The sequence below is a fragment of the Nocardiopsis gilva YIM 90087 genome (genome assembly GCF_002263495.1).
Classification (GTDB): Bacteria; Actinomycetota; Actinomycetes; order Streptosporangiales; family Streptosporangiaceae; genus Nocardiopsis_C; species Nocardiopsis_C gilva.
Genome location: NZ_CP022753.1, coordinates 1,017,144 through 1,034,070, shown reverse-complemented (window position 1 = coordinate 1,034,070; position 16,927 = coordinate 1,017,144). Strand labels below are relative to the sequence as shown.

Below are 16,927 nucleotides of genomic sequence, written 5' to 3'. Positions count from 1 at the left end.
ATTGGGGTAAAAATCGGCGCTGAGACCCCGATATCTCCGAGATCAACGGAGGGGCGCGGCATACACGCTCAGGCCGGGATCAGGCGCCGCGCTCGGCCATGGCGCGGGCGATGATCGCCTCCACGACCTCGGACTTCGCGTCGGCGTAGTCCTGGATCCGGTCCCATGTCCGCTCGCTGAGGCGTCGCTTGACCCCCTCGTACTCGGCGCGGTCGGCGGGGGTGGCGCGCAGCCGGTCGCGGAAGGCCAGGATGCGGTCGGCCTCGGGGTCGCCCACGGTGTGGACGTGCAGGTTGATGTTGACGTCGGGCCCTTTGAAGCAGCGGTGTTCGTGCCAGTCCGGTTCCCGGATGACCAGCACGTACCCGGCCGCTTCCAGAGCGGGCACGTAGGCGTCCTCGTCCGCGGAGTCGGCGACGAGGAGCAGCATGTCGACACACGGCTTGGCGACCAGCCCCGGCACCGACGTGGAACCGGTGTGCTCCAGGCGCAGCACCCGGTCGCCCAAGGCCTCGCGGATCCGCTCGGCCTCGCGTTCGAACAGGTAGGGCCACTTGGGGTCGTAGGCGTCGAGCCGGACCCGCCCGTCGACGAGGAGGTTGCGGGAGGTGTGGGCGGTCTCGACGATCGGTTCACCGCGCGCGGGCAGCGGCGGCGAGGCAGGGGAACGGGGGGCTTCTTCGAGGGACATGGACGGAAGCCTTCAGTGCCCTGCCGTGCGCCGTCAAGGCTTTTGTCCCACCGATCGGACCCGATACCCCCAGCTCAGCGCTTGCGGCGACCACGGCGGCGGCGCCCGGGAGCCGCCGCCGCTTCGGCCTCGACCTCCAGCGCCTGCTGCCGGCTCCACTGCTCGGCCGCCGCCTTGGCGTCCGGGTCGGGCCGCAGCCCGTAGGGATTGGCCATGGAGCGGCGCAGCAGCACCACCCCGACGACCAGCAGGCTCAGCAGCAGGACCGCGGTCCCGGCCCACAGCGTCCACCCCGGCACCGGAAGTCCGTCCCCGGCCTCGTCGGCGAGGTCCTCGTCGTAGAGCGGGATGTCCTCGGCCGCCCCGGCCGACGCGGACAGGGCGCCCGGCGCGTTCAGCACGCCGCCGGACTCAGCGCCCTCGACCAGTGCTTCGGCGACCTGGTCGGGGAGGAGCTGGGGGTGCTCGGCGCGGACCAGCGCGGCCGTCCCCGCGGCGAACGCGGCGGCCGCATCGTCGCCGCTGACCTTGGTGTAGCCGGTCTCGACGGTGATGGTCTCCACCTGGTCGCCCGGAGCGATCAGCCCGGCCGACGGGCTCTCGGTGGGCTCGGCGGCCGGAACACCGGCCGGGGCGTTCGCGCCGCCCATCGGCCGCAGCTGCCGGTCGGCGGCCCCGACCGCGAGTACGCCCTCGGAGTCCGCGGGGTAGCCCGCGTCAGCGGGCACGACCACGAGCGAGCCGGTGCGGACCGCGTGGTCGATGGCCTCCCGCACGTCGGCGTCGCCCGCGGCCTCGCCCATGCCCTCGGGGAGGGTGATAACCTGCGCGCCCTCACCGACCGCGTAGCGGATGCCCTTCTCCAGGGCCGTGGCCGGATCGACGTCGCCGTCCCCCTGCGCCGAAGCGGCGCCGTCGGCGTCCTCCGCGCTCTCCTTCTGCACGCGCACCGACAGCAGCTGCGACTCCGGCGCGACGCCCAGCATTCCGCCCTTGTGCTCCTGGCCGTGCCCGCGCGCGCCGACGATCCCGGCCGTCTCGGTGCCCGACGCGCCGAAGGCTGCGTCGGCCTCCGCGCTCTCGCCGCCCTTCTTGACGGTGAAGTCGGTGCCGACGGTGACGCTGTCGCGGAAGTCCGGGTGCTCGCTGTCGACGCCGGTTCCCAGCACCCCGATGAGGACACCGCTGCCCCGGTTCTGGTCCCAGGCCTTCGACGCGCCGATGGCCTCCAGCCCCCACTGCTCGGGGCGGAGGTCGGCCACCGTGTCAGCAGCGACGGGAGCCGCGGCGGCCAGGTGAGCGGTGAGAATCGCCCCGCACACTCCCAGCGCAGCGGGTGTGCCGACGGTGTTCGGGCGCATCGGGCGCATGAGAATGTCCCCCTGTGACATGTCGTGGATCGCGCGCGCGGCCTCCGCTGTGCGGACGAGCGGTGGCAATTCTGCCATGTACGGGTATGGGACGGAGGTCTGCGCGTGAGGCCTCGTGCACACCGCTGGGGGCGGGTGGGAACCGGGATCGCCCAGGGGCACGGAAGTCGTGATCCAGGTGCCACTCCTAAAGGTCAGGGAAGTGTGACCCCCAGGGTGAGTCCTCCCGGATCCCCTCTTCCGTTCCACTGCGGACTCGCTACCATGAGTCGCGCCTATCCGGACGAGGAGGCGCCCAATGTCTGATCCCGGTCCATTCGATGAAGTACCGTCCGTTATCCCGATGGAGACGGCGGCATCCACCGGTGGACCCGAACTCGCCGACCGCGAACAGCGTATTCTCGCCTTCGAACGCCAGTGGTGGAAGCTCGAAGGCTCCAAGGAACAGGCCATCCGCGATGAGTTCGGGTTTTCCCCGACCCGCTACTACCAACTCCTCAACGGTCTCGTGGATCGTCCCGAAGCACTCGCCTTCGACCCCATGACCGTGAAGCGGCTCCGCCGCCTCCGCGCCCACCGGCGGCGCCAGCGGACCGCCCGCATGCTGGGAATCCAGCTCTAGCCGACGCGCCGCCACGGGCCCGCCCCGTCCCCTCCCCCCGCGGGCGTCAGATCACCTCACCACCGACACCCCGTCGCGAAAGGCCAAGGCCGCAATGACGACCGTGCCACGCCCCCGCAGCATCGAGGGCTCCGCCGCGCTGGACCGGCTGCTCGCCGAACCGTCTCGTGCGGTTCTCGCCTTCGACTTCGATGGCACGCTCGCCCCCATCGTCCCCGACCCGCGCGACGCCCGCGCGTACCCCGGCGCCACCGCCGAACTGGCGCGGCTGTCCTCCCTGGTCGCGTCGGTCGTCATCATCACCGGCCGCCCGGCCGGGCTGGCGGTGGAGTACGGGGGTCTCGACAGCATCGAGGGGGTCGTCGTCCTCGGCCAGTACGGCCGCGAACGCTGGGAGGCCGGACGCCTCGACGCGCCCGAGCCGCCCGCGGGGGTACAGCTCGTCCGGGAGGAACTTCCGGGCCTGCTGCGGCGGTACGACGCCCCGGAAGGCACCTGGATCGAGGACAAGGGCCACGCCCTGGCGGTCCACACGCGTCGCACACCCGACCCCGACGCAGCCCTGTCCCTGCTGCGCCACCCCCTCGCCGCGCTGGCCGAACGCGCCGATCTGGCCGTCGAGCCAGGCCGCATGGTCATCGAACTCCGCCCGTCCGGCATGGACAAGGGCGCGGCCCTCACCCGCTTCACCACCGAACGCGGTGCCACGTCCCTGCTGTTCGCGGGCGACGACCTCGGTGACCTCGCCGCGTTCGACGCCGTCGAGCGGCTCCGCGAGAAGGGCGTGGCCGGTCTGACCGTGTGCAGCGGCTCCGACGAGGTCACCGCCTTGGCGGAGCGCGCCGACCTGATCGTCGACGGCCCGCCGGGCATCGCCGACCTGCTCGGTTCCCTGCGCGCCGCCCTGGAGTCCGCGGCTCCACGGGACTGAGCGCCCCGGCGACCGCCCGTACCTGCGAACACCGGACACCTATCCGCCACCGGCGGCCGTCACTCATGGGCACTAGGATCTGGGCGGTCCGTAATGAGGAGGAGTGAAGGTGTCGATCCGAATCGTGCATCGCCCGGCCCGGACCGTGCATCCGCCTCCTCAGCAGGAACCCCACGAGGTCGAGGCGCCGCCCACCCTTCCCGACGGCAACGCGCAGACCAACCCGCTCATGAGCATCCTGCCGATGGTCGGGATGATGGGCAGCCTGACCATCATGATGGTGCTGCGCAACCCCGCCTTCATGGCACTCGGCGCCATCGTTCTGGTCGTCGCCGCGCTCGCCGCCATCGGCATGCTCTTCTCCCGCCGCGGCCAGGCCGCCCGGCAGCGCCGCAACCAACGGGAGCTCTACCTCGAGTACCTGGAGGAACTCCGCGAGGATCTGAACCGGTGGGAACGGGAGACCCGCGCCCACGCCCGCCAGCTGGACCCGCCGCCCGAGGCGCTGTACGACGCCGTGCACGACCCGACGCGCCTGTGGGAGCGCCGCCGCAGGGACCGCGACTTCCTCCGGGTGCGCATCGGCACCGGCATCATGCCCGGGCGCCTGCTCCGGCTGGCGGAGAAGGGCACCGCGCTCGCCCCCACCGACCCCTTCATGCTCTCCGAGGCCCGAGGGGCGATCCGGCGCTTCGAGAAGATCCCGGAGATGCCGCTCACCGTGCCGCTGGACATGGTGGGCAACATCAGCGTGATCGGCGAGCGTGAGGACGTCCTGCGCCTGATGCGGGCGCTGCTCGCGCAGTTCAGCGTGTTCCACGCCCCGGAGGACGCCGCGCTGGCGGTGATGCACCCGACCTCGCGTGCCGAGGACTGGGACTGGGTGAAGTGGCTGCCCCAGGCGCTCGACCAGCAGCGGCGCGACAGCGGCGTCAACGCGCGCCTCATCGCCGCCACCCCGGCCAAGCTGGGGGCGCTGCTCTCCGACGATCTGCGCGCACGCAACGACTTCGCGGCCGAGGTGCGCCGCGGCATGGGCAAGCGCGAGGCGTATGCGAAAATGCGGCGCCTGGTGGTCGTCCACGACACCCACGGCCAGGTGGCCTGCGAGCTGGCCCGGCCGGACGACGCGGTGCCGCCGTCCGACCTCGGCGCGACCGTCGTCCACCTCGTGTCCGAGCAGGTGCACGAGCCGGGCGACGTGAGCATCCGGCTGACGGTCTCCGGGGACCAGGTGCGGATGGAAGACCTCCGTGTCGCCGACCCGCCGGTGCTCACCGGCACCGTCGACGACGTGCCCGCGGCGTCCCTCTCCGGCATCGCGCGGATGCTCGCCCCGCTCCGCCTCTCCCAGGAGTCGATCGAGGAGACCGCCGCCGAAGGCGGGAGCGTCGACTTCCCGACCATGATGGGCGTGAGCGACCCGGGCGACATGGACGTCGAGCGGCTGTGGGCGCCGCGCAGCGAACGCGCCTTCCTTCGCGTCCCGATCGGCGTCGACGACCTGGGGCAGCCGGTCATCCTCGACCTCAAGGAGGCGGCCCAACTCGGTATGGGGCCGCACGGGCTGTGCGTGGGAGCCACCGGTTCCGGCAAGAGCGAGATGCTGCGGACGCTGGTCGCCGCGCTGGCCGCGGCGCATCCCCCCGAGGACGTCAGCATGGTGCTGATGGACTACAAGGGCGGTGCCACGTTCGCGCCCTTCGCCGACCTGCCGCACGTCGCCGGGGTCATCACCAACCTGGAGGACGACGCCGCGCTGATCGAGCGCGCCTACACGAGTCTCTCGGGCGAGGTGCAGCGCCGCCAGGAGGTGCTGCGCGACGCGGGCAACGTGGCCGGGATCGGCGACTACGCCCACAAGCGCAAGCACGACCCGAGCCTGCCGCCGCTGCCGCACCTGCTGGTGATCATCGACGAGTTCGGCGAGCTGCTGACCGCCCGGCCCGACTTCATCGAGCTGTTCCTGTCCATCGGGCGGATCGGCCGGAGCATCGGCGTGCACCTGCTGCTGTCCAGCCAGCGGATCGAGGGCGGCAAGCTGCGCGGCTTGGACACCTACCTCTCCTACCGGCTGGGGCTGCGCACCTTCTCGGAGGAGGAGAGCCGGACCGTCCTCGACAGCCCTGACGCGTTCCACCTGCCCTCGCTGCCGGGCTTCGGCTACCTCAAGGTCGACACCACCGTCTACCAGCGCTTCAAGGCCGGATACGTCTCCGGCCCCTATCGGGGCCCGGTCGCCGCCGAGGAGGAGGCCGAGCGCAAGGGCCCACCGCCGGTGCGGCCCTACACCGCCTACACCGCAGGGGAGGCCGAAGGCGCGCAGGCGGCGGAGGCCTCGCCGTCGGCCGCCGACGAGGACACGGTCCTGCCCCAGCGCACCGTGGGGCCGACGCTGCTGGACGTGATGGTCGGGCAGCTGTCCCGGCACGGCGTGCCGACCCGGGACGTCTGGCTGCCGCCGCTGCCGTCGGCCACCACCCTGGACGCGGTCACCGGACCGGTGCGGGACGACGGTGCCGGGATGCGCCTGCCGGTGCCCGACGACCTGCGCCCGCTGCAGGTGCCCGTCGGGCAGCTCGACGACGCGGCCAAGCAGTGGCAGGGGCTGTGGGCGCTCGACCTCACGGAGTCGGGCGGCCACCTGGCCATCATCGGCGGGCCGCAGACCGGCAAGACCACGCTGCTGCGCACGATGGCGCTGTCCATCGCCCTGACCCACACGCCGAGCCAGCTCGCCCTCTACGCGCTCGACCTGGTGGGCGGCGGTCTGCAGGCGCTGTCCGGGCTGCCGCACGTCGGCGGCGTCGCCGGACGGACCGACGCCGAGCGGGTGCGGCGCACCGTGGAGGAGATCCACGGCATGCTGGAGCGCCGCGAGGAGGTCTTCCGGGAGCGCGGCATCGACTCCATCGAGCAGCTGCGGCGGATGCACGAGCGTGGCGAGGTGCCCGAGCTGCCGTGCGCCGACGTCGTGCTGTGCGTCGACGGTTTCGGTGCGATCCGCAACGACTTCGACGAGATCAACGACATGGTCTCCGACCTCCTGCAGCGCGGCGGCGGGTACGGCATCCACGTCGTGGCGGCGATGCTGCGGTGGAACGACGTGCGCATCGCCATGCAGTCGAACTTCGGGCAGAAGGTGGAGCTGCGGCTCAACGACCCGTCGGACTCCTCGGTGGACCGCAAACTGGCCGAGACGATCAGCGCGAAGGCGCCAGGGCGGGCGCTGACCGACGGCAAGCTCTTCGGTCAGGTCGCGCTCCCCCGCATCGACGGCGAACCGGACGACCGGAATCTGGGCGAGGTCGTGGAGAAGGCGGCGCGGGCGATCAGCGGAGCGTGGCGCGGGCCGATCGCCCCGCCGGTCCGGGTGCTGCCGCACCGCCTATCGGCGCGCACCCTGCCGGGTCCGGGCACGGAACCCCGCCTGGTCCCGTTCGGCGTCGACGAGCGGGCGCTGGAGCCGGTCCTCCTCGACCTGTTCGACCACGACCAGAACCTGCTGGTCATGGGTGATGGGGAGTGCGGCAAGACCAACCTCCTGCGCCTGGTCGCGGAGGGGCTGATGGCCCGCTACAGCTCCTCGGAGCTGGTATTCGCGGTGATGGACCCGCGGCGGGCGCTGCGCGACGTGATCCCCGAGCCCTACCTCGGCGGTTATGCCAGCAATGCGCGGGTGTGCGCGGGACTGGCCGGCGGCGTGGCCAAGGAGCTGGAGGGGCGGCTGCCCGACGAGACCGCGGCACAGCAGTCGGAGGCGGGAGACGGGGAGATCTCCGGGCCGCGGATCGTGGTCCTGGTCGACGACTATGACGTGCTGACGACGGCCGGGCAGAAGCCGCTGGCCGCCTTCGTCCCGTTCGTGTCGAGCGGGCGGGACATCGGGCTGCACTTCGTCGTGACCCGCCGCGTGGCGGGGGCCGGACGCGGGCTGTACGACCCGCTCGTCCAGTCCATGCGGGAGATCGGCACCAGCGCGCTGCTGATGTCGGGCGACCGGGGCGAGGGCCAGCTCTTCCCGCGCATCTACGCCAACCGGCAGCCGCCGGGGCGGGGCCGCTGGATCCGACGCGGGGAGTCGACGCCGCGGCTCATGCAAACGGCCATTCTGGAAGAGGAGCACCGTTGACCTACGACGTGGTCGCGCTGGTCAGACAGGACCCGGATATGCGGGCGCTGGTCGACGCGATGGTGGACGCCGGACCCGACCTGCGGGTGCGGGGCGTGGGAGGAGGCGCGGTCGTCCAGCTTCGGGATGACGACAGCGCCCCGCTGGTCAGCATCGAGGCGGCGCAGCGCGTGGACGTGCCCGGCGAGGTGGGGCGGCTGCTCGGGGCCGAGACAGCGGCGCGCATGCCCGACCCGTGCTGGTGGGTCGAGGTCCGGGCGTCGAGCGCGGCCCGGGGCACCACCGACACCGCCGCACTCGCCCACCGCTTCGCCGACGCCCTGGTGGAGCGGCTCGGCGGGACGGTCTGGTCGTCCCGACCGCGTCCGGCCGGAGGCGGCCCGGCCGCGGACCACGCCACCCATCGCATCGACACCAACGGGAAGAACGCGCAGTGACGATCCACCCCGCAGTCGACATCGCCACCGACCAGACGCTCCTGGTCTACCAAGACCGTCCCGTCGTCCCCTTCTCTTCGTGGCTGGCGGACGCCCTGGCGACGTTCGCCAAGGAGCGGCGAGGGCTCCAGGTCGTGACGCCGACGGAGTCGCGCATCACGTTCCCACTGCGCACCCTGCTGAGCCGACCGCAGGCGCGCTGGGTCGTCGAGGAGCCCGATGGCTCCGGCGGCCACTACGACGGCCTTTCCGGGCTCCCGCTGGTCTGGGATGAATCGTCGGGCTACGTCCCGAAGGAGACGCCGAACGACCCGCGACCGGACGCGCGTGCCGCTGACGGCACCACTGCGAGCACTCCCGCACCGACGTTCCTCGACCAGTCGGCCGTCCTCGGCTCCCACCTGATCATCGACGTCACCGTGGTGCACCCCGCCACGGACGCACTCGTGCTGGGGGCGGCGGCCGAAGCACTGACGCGCACCTTCACCGGAACGCCGCCTGGCGGCTGGGGCACCAGCGAACCCGCCCTCAGCTCGTGGGACCGCACAGCCCTCACGGATATGTGCCGCCACAGAGCACCCCAGCAGACCTGGCTGACCTTCGTCGGCCCCGGCGGAGACGCCCGCCCCAGCATCGGCACGCAGCGCGTCTCCCGGGTGGTGTCCGGCGTCAAGGAGAAGATCACCTTCGCGGTCGCCTACGCCGAGGACGAGGAACCCGCCCTGCACCGGCTGGAGGACATCGTCCAGGACCTCGCCTCCCAGGGCACCCTGCAAACCCTGACCGCCCACCGCCTCCCGGGCCGCCCCGACCTGACCTACGAGCCGCACGTGCCATCCGTCCCCACCCCGGTCGGCCTGGCCCTCGGCCCCGAACCCGCCGCCGAGACGGGCCTGGACCACGTCCTGGAGTCACCGGCCCAAGGCCACCTGCTCGGCCCACGCGCCCAGCCCGCCGTGTGGTTCCCCCTCGGGGATGGCAACACTCCAGAAGGGTGGCTGCGATTCGTCTCCCTGATGAACCATCTCGCCCCGTCGGGAGCACGAACCACGTAGAACATCACCCATCGTGACTCCGAACACGGCCGTGACCGGTGAACGGAGCTGGGCCTCTTCGCCGCCATCCTGGATATGAGCGGCCGGCACCGTAGACCCGCGGCTGGGCGCACGGCAATGTGGGAGCGAGAGGGGTGCGAGAGGTGGACCGGCAAGAGGAACTGAAGGAATTCCTCAGATCACGGCGAGCGCGTCTCCGACCCGAAGATGTGGGGCTGGTCCGGAGTTCCGGGTTCAGCGGACGCCGCCGGGTTCCGGGGCTACGCCGTGAGGAGCTGGCCCAGCTGGCCGGGATCAGTATCGACTACTACGTGCGCCTCGAGCAGGGGCGCGGCGGGCAGGCCTCACCGGAGGTACTCAACGCCCTTGCGGAAGCGCTTCGGCTGGACGAGTTCGAGCGGGCGCACCTGTATGCCCTGGTGCGCGGCGAGGACGTCCGGACTGTCGGCGAACATCGGCAGGAAGTGCGCGCGGGGGTGCGGGCGCTGCTGGACGCCCTCGAACACGTACCGGCGTATGTGGTGGGGCGCCGCCTGGAGATCCTCGCCTGGAACGAACTCGCGCGCATCCTGATCGCCGACTTCCCGGCACTGTCGCGTCAGGAACGCAACCTCGCCCGGCTCACTTTCCTGGACACCTCGGCGCGCCAGCGCTACATCCGCTGGCAGGAGAAGGCCGAGGACACCGTCGCGTTCGTGCGGCTGGACGCGGGCCGCCACCCCGACGACCCGCAGCTGGCGGCGCTGATCGAGGAACTGAGCTCGAACAGCGAGGACTTCCGTCGAATGTGGTCCGAGCACGACGTGCGGGATGTCACCCACGGCCCCAAGCCGCTGTTCCACCCGCTGGTCGGCACCTTACAGGTGTCATTCGAGACACTGCAGCTGCCCGATGACCCGGACCAGTCCGTTGTGGCCTATCTACCGGAACCGGGAACTTCGGCGGCTTCGAATCTGCGGCTGCTGGCGGCCAAGGGTGCCGCCAGCTGACAGGGGTACCGCCATTACCAGGATGACCCATGCCAGGAATTCCATTCCTTGGAAAATCCGAGCCTGTGCAGCCGGAGAATTTCCCGGCAGAGTGGTTTTTGCCGCTGAGGGATCAGTCGGCAAACAGCAGCGAACGACCACTGAATGGAATTCATCATGACGTACCACGTGCTCGTCCAGTTCGACGTCCCGCCGAACAAGCGCGACGACTTCGTCGCCGCCGGCCTCTTCGACGCCGAGAGCTCCCTGGCCAATGAGCCGGGCACCCTGCGCTTCGAGGTCATCCGCGACGAAAACAACCCCAACCGCTTCTACCTGGACGAGGTCTACACCTCGAGTGCGGCGTTCGAGGAGCACTGCAACAACCCGACCATCGAGAAGTTCTACGAGATGGTTGACTCCTACGCCTACGGCCCCACCTTCCTGTTCAAGGGAGAGCGCGCCGAGCCCCAGTCGAGCTGATGCGGCGTGGTGACCGAGCCCGGGCCGGTGACCGGTCCGGGCTCGGTCGCGCCCCGTCCGCTGGGGGGCGTGGCACCGGTACGTCGGGAAACCCTCGACCCCCGAGATCAACAGAAGCGAGGCGGAAACCGGCATCGCGCGTGAATAGCTCAGTAGTTATACGGCTGAATAGGGGTCTCCGCAACGCCGCGGACCTTGACGACTCGGGTGCTTGCGGCCTTGTCGTGGATCGCCTGACGGTTTGGCTCGTCCCACAGCGGCCACAGGTAGTTGAGCAGCGATCCCAGCCAGCCCAAGAGCCCGAGCATCATGCGGATGAACTGGCGCAGCGCCGACGCGCCGAGAGACGGCGGCATGCCCGTACGCAGCGAGATCACCTTGATCCCCATCAACTTCTTGCCGAGCGGCTGCCCGCTACGTGCATGCGTCAACCAGAAGTATGAGAAGGAGGCTGCTACTCCGACAAGGATCAGCACCAGCATCGCGACCGCCATTTCCGGCGTCTCGTCCATCGACTTGCCCTCGGCGTCGAAGATCTCGATGGAAAAGAAAATGCCGGGAACAAAGATCACGGCGAATATGAGCAGGCTGATGAACGAGTCGAGGATCAATGCGACGGCTCGCAAACCCCAACTGGCTGGCGGCGGCCAGGGAGAAAAAGGTTGATAGTACCCCGGCGGGAAGTATGCCGGAGCGGCCGCGTAGCCGGGCGGAGGGCCGTATCCAGTGGGCGGCTCGTAGCCACCGCCAGGGCGAGGATGAGGATACTGCTGCGATGGGTTGTGAGGGTAGCTCATTTAATCAGGACAATCATCAATAAAAAGAGTCAGGGACGACAGATTCTTACACATATGTCTGTCTGATTCATAACTGCCCCGGCTTGCACCGATACTGAGGACACGCCTCAGCGTGGCCGGATGATGCCGCGCTCCAGGGCCGTGGAGATCGCCGCCGTGCGGTTGCCGACGCCGAGCTTGTCGAAGATGTGCACCAGGTGGGTCTTGACGGTGGCCTCGCTGATGAACAGTTCGCGGGAGAGCGCCCTGTTCGACAGTCCGCGCGCCAGCAGCCCCAGGATCTCGATCTCGCGTGCGCTGAGCGCCGGTTGGGGAGAGCGCAGGCGACCCATCAGGCGTGCGGCCACGTTCGGGGCCAGGGCGGTCTCGCCGCGCGCCGCGGCGGCGACCGCTTGGCACAGCTGGTCGGGCGGGGCGTCCTTGAGCATGTAGCCGGTGGCTCCCGCCTCGACTGCGGCGAGGATGTCGGCGTCGCTGTCGTAGGTGGTCAGGACAAGTACGGGCGGAGCGTCCGCGCGCTCGCTGATGGTCCGGGTGGCCCTGACGCCGTCCATACCCTGGCCCATCTGCAGATCCATCAGGACGACGTCGACGGCGGCCGTGTCGAGGACATCCAGGGCCTCCCGCCCGTCAGCGGCTTCGGCCACGACCTCCATATCCTCGCGCTCGTCGAACATCGCGCGCAGCCCGCGCCGCACCACGGGGTGGTCGTCGACGAGCAGGATCCGCAGCGGTCCGCCGCTCACTCCTCCTCCTTCGCGTTGTTGTTCTCAGCGACGAACGGAAGGGCCACGGCAACCGCGGTGCCCTCCCCTGGAGCGGATTCGATGTGGAGACGGCCCCCGAGCGCGGTGATGCGGTCACGGAGTGCCCGCATCCCGTATCCGGTGCCGTCGGAACGGGACTGCGGCACGGCAGTCGGGTCGAATCCGCGCCCGTTGTCGAATACGTCCAGGGTCACCTCGGTGCCCAGGTACGCCAGCGTGACCACGGCCGTGCTCGCGCCCGAATGCGCGGCGACGTTGGCGAGGCTGGCCTGCGCCGCCCGAAGCAGCGCCACCTCGTAGTCGGCCGGAAGCGGCACGGGCTCTCCTTCCACCCGGCATTGGCAGTCGATCCCGCTCGCCGCCGCCACGCGCGAGCACAGCCGCCGCAGGGCATCGGGCAACGAGCCCCCACCCGCCAACGCGGGCGGGGCGAGGCCGCGCACGAATCCACGCGCCTCGTCCAGGTTCTCCGATGCGGACTCCCGGGCCTCAGCGATACGGGCAAGGGCGGCGTCCGGATCGGCTCGCACAGCTCCCTCGGCGGACCGCAACAGCAGGACGATGCTGGACAGTCCCTGGGCCAGGGTGTCGTGGATCTCGCGGGCGAGCCGCTCGCGCTCGGCGAGTGCGCCCGCGCGGTGCTGGGAGTCGGCGAGTTCGTCCTGAGTGCGCCGGAGATCGTCGATCAGCCGCCGGCGCTGCTCGCTCTCCGCATAGAGGGCGGAGTACCCCAGGGCGATCACGACCGCGAAGGCGGCCCCCAGCGTCGGCCCCAGCACCATGGCGACGGAGATGTCGCGGGCGTGCAGCGCCTGCGCCGCGATGACCGCGCCGGTGATCACGGCCACCGCGACCACGGCGTGGTAGCGGCGCAGCAGGTGGAGATGGAGGAAGAACAGCGGGAAGGCCAGCCAAGAGAAGTCCGGGCTGATCAGCAGCAGGATCGCCCACAGCGCAGTGACCAGCGCCAGCCACACCCGCGCGGCGGAACGGGCGGGGAGGCGGCCGGGCGGCAGCCGACGCATCACCAACGGCCCGCTGGTGTACAGGGCGGCGAGCAGCGCGGCGCCGACAAGCGCCGCCCAGCTCCAGTGCCCGGCCTCGCGCACGGTGAAGAGGCGCAGCGCAGCGACGCCCAGGAGGACGAAAAAGGCCGCGTGCAGGCACGCCCTCATTACCGCGAGCACGGTCACGGTCCCCGTACTGAACGAGGAGAAGGGCGCCTGGTGAGCGGTATCCATATCCCTCTCACGTTAGGCGTCTCGCGTCCCACCAGGCATCAACCGAACGGTTGATGCCGCGATCATCCATCTCGCTCCGCAGAACCATCCGTCGCCCCGATGGAATCCGCGCTCCGCGTCGCGATCGTGGGTGAAGCACTGAAAAGGCCTCACCCGCATTGGAAGAAGACATCCGTGTTCGTAGCCATCCGTGACATCCGCTTCGCCAAGGGGCGGTTCGCGCTGATGGGCTCGGTCGTCGCCCTCATCACCCTGCTGGTCGTCCTGCTGTCGGGACTCACCGCAGGACTTGCCGCCGAGTCCGTCTCCGCCGTCGACCGCCTGCCCGCCGACCGGATCGCCTTCGGCGCCGCCGGGGACTCCGAACCCAAGGAGTCGTTCGCGGACAGCTCAGTCACCGCAGATCAGGTCGACACGTGGGCGGGAGCCGAGGGCGTCGCCTGGGCCGAACCGCTGGGCATCACCCAAACCCGGGTGGAGGCGCCGGACGGTTCCACAACCGCCGCGACCATCTTCGCCGCCGAGCCGGGCGAGGACCTGGCGCCTGACGGCACCGCGGACGACAGCCTGGTCGTCGGGCGTTCGCTGGCCGATGAGAAAGGGCTGGAGGTGGGCGACGTCCTGACGCTCGGCGGCACCGACCTCACCATCACCCGCATAGCTCGGGACGACAGCTACAGCCACACACCGGTGGTGTGGACGTCCCTGGACACCTGGCGCTCCTTCGCCCCATCCGGTACGGCCAACGGCTCCCCTGCCGGAACGGTGATCGCGATCGGCATGGGCGCCGATCACGCCCCCGCCGATACGGCGGCCATCGACACCGACGCCGAAACCGTGTCGGCCACCCGCTCCGACAGCCTGTCGGCGATCGGCGCGTTCTCCTCCGAGAACGGCTCGCTACTGATGATCCAGGGGTTCCTGTACGCCATCTCCGCCCTGGTCGTGGGCGCCTTCCTGACGGTGTGGACCATCCAGCGGTCGGGCGACATCGCCATTCTCAAGGCGCTCGGTGGCTCGACCGGTTACCTGCTGCGCGACGCCCTCGCGCAGGCGCTGCTGGTGCTCCTGGCAGGCGCCGGTGTCGGCGGGCTCGCCGGATTCGGGGTGGGGGTCCTAGCCGAGCGCGTCGTTCCGTTCTCGCTGACGGTCGCGACCACCGTGTTGCCGGTGGCCGCGATGGTCGTCCTCGGCATGCTCGGGGCGGTCCTGTCCGTCCGCCGCATCACCTCCGTCGACCCGCTGACCGCCCTTGGAGGCGTCCGATGAGCATCGAACTGACCGACATCGTGCTGACCTACCCCGACGGCGACTCCACCGTGACCGCCCTGAACCGCGTGTCCCTAGAGGTGGGCCCCGGCGAGCTGCACGCGGTCCTGGGGCCATCGGGCTCGGGGAAGTCGAGCCTGCTGGCAGTCGCTTCGACGCTGATCCGCCCCGATTCCGGCAGTGTCCGAATCGACGGCACCGAGGCCACGTCTCTATCTCCCGCCCAGCTGAGCCGACTGCGGATGAGCCGGATCGGCATCGTCTTCCAGCAGCCCAACCTCATCTCCTCGCTCACCGCGGTCGACCAGCTGCTGGTCACCGAGCACATGCGAGGGCGGTCGGCGCGAAAGCGCCGGGAGGCGGCCGAACACCTGCTGGCGATCGTCGGATTGGACGGCAAGCAGCACCGGCGCGCAGCGCAGCTGTCGGGCGGCGAACGCCAGCGCGTCAACATCGCCCGCGCGCTGACCGGCGAGCCGCAGGTACTCCTGGTCGACGAGCCCACCGCCGCCCTCGACCACGACCGGGGAGCGCAGATCATGGACCTGCTCACCGAGATCACCCGCGAGTACAACGTGGCCACGGTCGTCGTCACCCACGACACCGAGTATCTGGACCGGGCCGACACGGTCTCCCGCATGCGGGATGGCCGCCTGACCACCGATTCGGTCACGGTCGGAGGTGGCGCGCGTTAGCGCCTCTCCTCCCGCGGGGAGTGTTTGCCAGGCCCATGACGAGGCCGACGGACGAGGGGCGAGGGGTCCGGATCGGCGGGAAACGTGACTGGCATGCGGGAGAGTACGGCAGCGACCGGGTACACGGCCGTGTCTGAGGCCGCTGCCATACTCTCCCGCATGGGCTCCTCCACGATGTCGACAATGCCGCGCCTCCTCCCCGACCCCGATCCGGATCGCCTGCTGGGCTGCCTGCTGGGCGGCGCTATCGGTGATGCGCTGGGGGCGCCGATCGAGGGGATCCCCATCGCGCAGATCAGGGAGAAGTACGGCCCCGACGGTCTCACCGAGTACAGCCCTGAGCGGGTCGGCGTCGGAGCGATCACCGACGACACGCAGATGATGGCGTTCACCGCGCAGGCCTTGATCCAGGCGTCGGTGCGGCAACGCGCCAAAGGGATCGGCGGCGCGGCGATCGGGATGCTGCAAGAGTCCTACCTGGTGTGGTTGCGGGGGCAGGGTGAAAACATCCCGGAGCAGGGGCTGGGTGGGGGCTACGGCTGGTTGGGTCAGGACAACGTGATGATGTCCCGGCGCGGCCCCGGTAAGACCTGCCTGTCGGCCCTGCACAAGGCCGCGGAGCGGCAGAAGCCGGGGTGGCCCCTGGGCACGGTCGACGAACCGATCAACGACTCCAAGGGTTGCGGCGGCGTCATGCGTGCCGCCCCCTGCGGTTTCGGGGTCATCAGCGTCGAAGTCGCCTTCGACATGGGCTGCCGCGCGGCAGCTCTGACACACGGACACCCCAGCGGCTACCTGTCGGCGGGCGTACTCGCCGCTACCGTGTGGTCTCTAGTCCGCGGCGCGCAGTTGGATTCGGCTCTGGAGCTGGCACGCGCTGAACTCATGGAGCGGCAAGGGCACGAGGAGACCTCGAAGGCACTTGACGCCGCGATCACGCTCGCGAGGCAGGGATCACCAAGGCCTGAACAGCTGGAACGGCTAGGAAGTGGCTGGACCGGAGAAGAGGCCCTGGCCATGGGCGTCTACGCCGCCCTGTCCGCCGAGCTGTCCATGGTCAACGACCCACCGAACCCCTACTCCTCTCGCAGAGGCCCCGCCGAAATCGGCCGCCGCGGCCTCCGCCTGGCCGTCAATCACTCAGGCGACAGCGACTCCACGGGTGCCATCTGCGGCAACCTCCTCGGCGCCCGGTACGGCAGCACCGTCTTCCCCGGCCACTGGCAGGCCAATCTCGAAGTGCGCCGCACCATCATCCAACTGGCTGCCGACTGCGCCCTCGAATTCGGCCCCGATTCCCCGACCGAGCCCGACGGCTACGGCGCTCCCTCCTTCCAATGGCTCCAGCGCTCCCCCAAGGCGTGACCACGAGCTCTCGGACGCGCGGCCTGCCGGTCTCTGTGAAGGGCGGTACGGCAGCACAGCGATGAAAGGTGGGGGATCTTGAGCTGCGCTGACAGCAGCCAATA

At 70.3% G+C, this 16,927-nt stretch carries 15 protein-coding genes; 10 read left to right on the top strand and 5 right to left on the bottom strand.

What is annotated here, in order from left to right:
* Positions 1-79 precede the first annotated feature (79 nt).
* Together CDO52_RS05015 and CDO52_RS05010 are read right to left on the bottom strand one after the other, a co-directional pair.
* Positions 80-691: a GrpB family protein gene (locus CDO52_RS05015; protein WP_017620302.1), complete on the bottom strand. Its 612-nt coding sequence runs from the start codon at positions 689-691 to the stop codon at positions 80-82.
* A gap of 74 nt (positions 692-765) precedes the next feature.
* Complete coding sequence (locus CDO52_RS05010) at positions 766-2,139, bottom strand: S8 family serine peptidase (protein WP_157745433.1); 1,374 nt, start codon at positions 2,137-2,139, stop codon at positions 766-768.
* Positions 2,140-2,404: 265 nt separating this feature from the next.
* Here CDO52_RS05010 and CDO52_RS05005 point away from each other — a divergent pair, with 265 nt between their 5' ends.
* The 7 genes from CDO52_RS05005 (at position 2,405) to CDO52_RS04975 (ending at position 10,689) form a co-directional block, all read left to right on the top strand.
* Positions 2,405-2,683, top strand: a complete 279-nt coding sequence (locus CDO52_RS05005; protein WP_017620305.1) for a DUF3263 domain-containing protein — start codon at positions 2,405-2,407, stop codon at positions 2,681-2,683.
* Between the two features lie 94 nt (positions 2,684-2,777).
* On the top strand, positions 2,778-3,614 hold the full coding sequence (otsB, locus tag CDO52_RS05000) for a trehalose-phosphatase (protein ID WP_017620306.1): 837 nt from the start codon (positions 2,778-2,780) through the stop codon (positions 3,612-3,614).
* Between the two features lie 109 nt (positions 3,615-3,723).
* Positions 3,724-7,746: a type VII secretion protein EccC gene (locus CDO52_RS04995; RefSeq protein ID WP_033301260.1), complete on the top strand. Its 4,023-nt coding sequence runs from the start codon at positions 3,724-3,726 to the stop codon at positions 7,744-7,746.
* Positions 7,743-8,183: a hypothetical protein gene (locus CDO52_RS04990; RefSeq protein ID WP_051060857.1), complete on the top strand. Its 441-nt coding sequence runs from the start codon at positions 7,743-7,745 to the stop codon at positions 8,181-8,183. The genes CDO52_RS04995 and CDO52_RS04990 overlap by 4 nt, the downstream gene beginning before the upstream one ends.
* Positions 8,180-9,238, top strand: a complete 1,059-nt coding sequence (locus CDO52_RS04985; RefSeq protein ID WP_051060858.1) for a DUF6177 family protein — start codon at positions 8,180-8,182, stop codon at positions 9,236-9,238. The genes CDO52_RS04990 and CDO52_RS04985 overlap by 4 nt, the downstream gene beginning before the upstream one ends.
* Positions 9,239-9,357: 119 nt before the next feature.
* Positions 9,358-10,227 carry a helix-turn-helix transcriptional regulator gene (locus tag CDO52_RS04980; protein ID WP_026126094.1) on the top strand — a complete coding sequence of 290 codons (870 nt, stop codon included), beginning with the start codon at positions 9,358-9,360 and terminating at the stop codon, positions 10,225-10,227.
* A 156-nt stretch (positions 10,228-10,383) separates the two neighbouring features.
* Complete coding sequence (locus tag CDO52_RS04975; RefSeq protein ID WP_026126095.1) at positions 10,384-10,689, top strand: putative quinol monooxygenase; 306 nt, start codon at positions 10,384-10,386, stop codon at positions 10,687-10,689.
* A gap of 149 nt (positions 10,690-10,838) precedes the next feature.
* On the opposite strand, the gene CDO52_RS04970 is transcribed toward CDO52_RS04975, so the two are convergent.
* The 3 genes from CDO52_RS04970 to CDO52_RS04960 all read right to left on the bottom strand — a co-directional run bounded on the left by CDO52_RS04970 (position 10,839) and on the right by CDO52_RS04960 (position 13,494).
* Positions 10,839-11,486 (bottom strand): RDD family protein, encoded by a 648-nt coding sequence (locus CDO52_RS04970; protein ID WP_083920007.1) that lies wholly within the window; start codon positions 11,484-11,486, stop codon positions 10,839-10,841.
* A gap of 107 nt (positions 11,487-11,593) precedes the next feature.
* Positions 11,594-12,232: a response regulator gene (locus CDO52_RS04965; RefSeq protein WP_017620311.1), complete on the bottom strand. Its 639-nt coding sequence runs from the start codon at positions 12,230-12,232 to the stop codon at positions 11,594-11,596.
* The gene (locus CDO52_RS04960; RefSeq protein ID WP_017620312.1) at positions 12,229-13,494 is read right to left on the bottom strand and encodes a sensor histidine kinase; all 1,266 of its coding nucleotides are present in this window, start codon (positions 13,492-13,494) and stop codon (positions 12,229-12,231) included. The genes CDO52_RS04965 and CDO52_RS04960 overlap by 4 nt, the downstream gene beginning before the upstream one ends.
* A 174-nt stretch (positions 13,495-13,668) precedes the next feature.
* On the opposite strand from CDO52_RS04960, the gene CDO52_RS04955 reads away from it, so the two are divergent.
* From CDO52_RS04955 to CDO52_RS04945, 3 genes are all read left to right on the top strand, one after another.
* Positions 13,669-14,763: an ABC transporter permease gene (locus CDO52_RS04955; RefSeq protein ID WP_094932223.1), complete on the top strand. Its 1,095-nt coding sequence runs from the start codon at positions 13,669-13,671 to the stop codon at positions 14,761-14,763.
* The gene (locus CDO52_RS04950) at positions 14,760-15,458 is read left to right on the top strand and encodes an ABC transporter ATP-binding protein (protein WP_017620315.1); all 699 of its coding nucleotides are present in this window, start codon (positions 14,760-14,762) and stop codon (positions 15,456-15,458) included. Before CDO52_RS04955 ends, CDO52_RS04950 begins: the two co-directional genes overlap by 4 nt.
* A 93-nt stretch (positions 15,459-15,551) precedes the next feature.
* Positions 15,552-16,823, top strand: a complete 1,272-nt coding sequence (locus CDO52_RS04945) for an ADP-ribosylglycohydrolase family protein (RefSeq protein WP_232524388.1) — start codon at positions 15,552-15,554, stop codon at positions 16,821-16,823.
* Positions 16,824-16,927: the final 104 nt, after the last annotated feature.

Coding starts and splice junctions, on each gene's coding strand:
- CDO52_RS05010 (WP_157745433.1), bottom strand. CDS start 2,139: ATGGCAGAATTGCCACCGCTCGTCCGCACAGCGGAGGCCGCGCGCGCG.
- CDO52_RS04975 (WP_026126095.1), top strand. CDS start 10,384: ATGACGTACCACGTGCTCGTCCAGTTCGACGTCCCGCCGAACAAGCGC.
- CDO52_RS05015 (WP_017620302.1), bottom strand. CDS start 691: ATGTCCCTCGAAGAAGCCCCCCGTTCCCCTGCCTCGCCGCCGCTGCCC.
- CDO52_RS04945 (WP_232524388.1), top strand. CDS start 15,552: ATGCGGGAGAGTACGGCAGCGACCGGGTACACGGCCGTGTCTGAGGCC.
- otsB (WP_017620306.1), top strand. CDS start 2,778: ATGACGACCGTGCCACGCCCCCGCAGCATCGAGGGCTCCGCCGCGCTG.
- CDO52_RS04970 (WP_083920007.1), bottom strand. CDS start 11,486: ATGAGCTACCCTCACAACCCATCGCAGCAGTATCCTCATCCTCGCCCT.
- CDO52_RS04950 (WP_017620315.1), top strand. CDS start 14,760: ATGAGCATCGAACTGACCGACATCGTGCTGACCTACCCCGACGGCGAC.
- CDO52_RS05005 (WP_017620305.1), top strand. CDS start 2,405: ATGGAGACGGCGGCATCCACCGGTGGACCCGAACTCGCCGACCGCGAA.
- CDO52_RS04960 (WP_017620312.1), bottom strand. CDS start 13,494: ATGGATACCGCTCACCAGGCGCCCTTCTCCTCGTTCAGTACGGGGACC.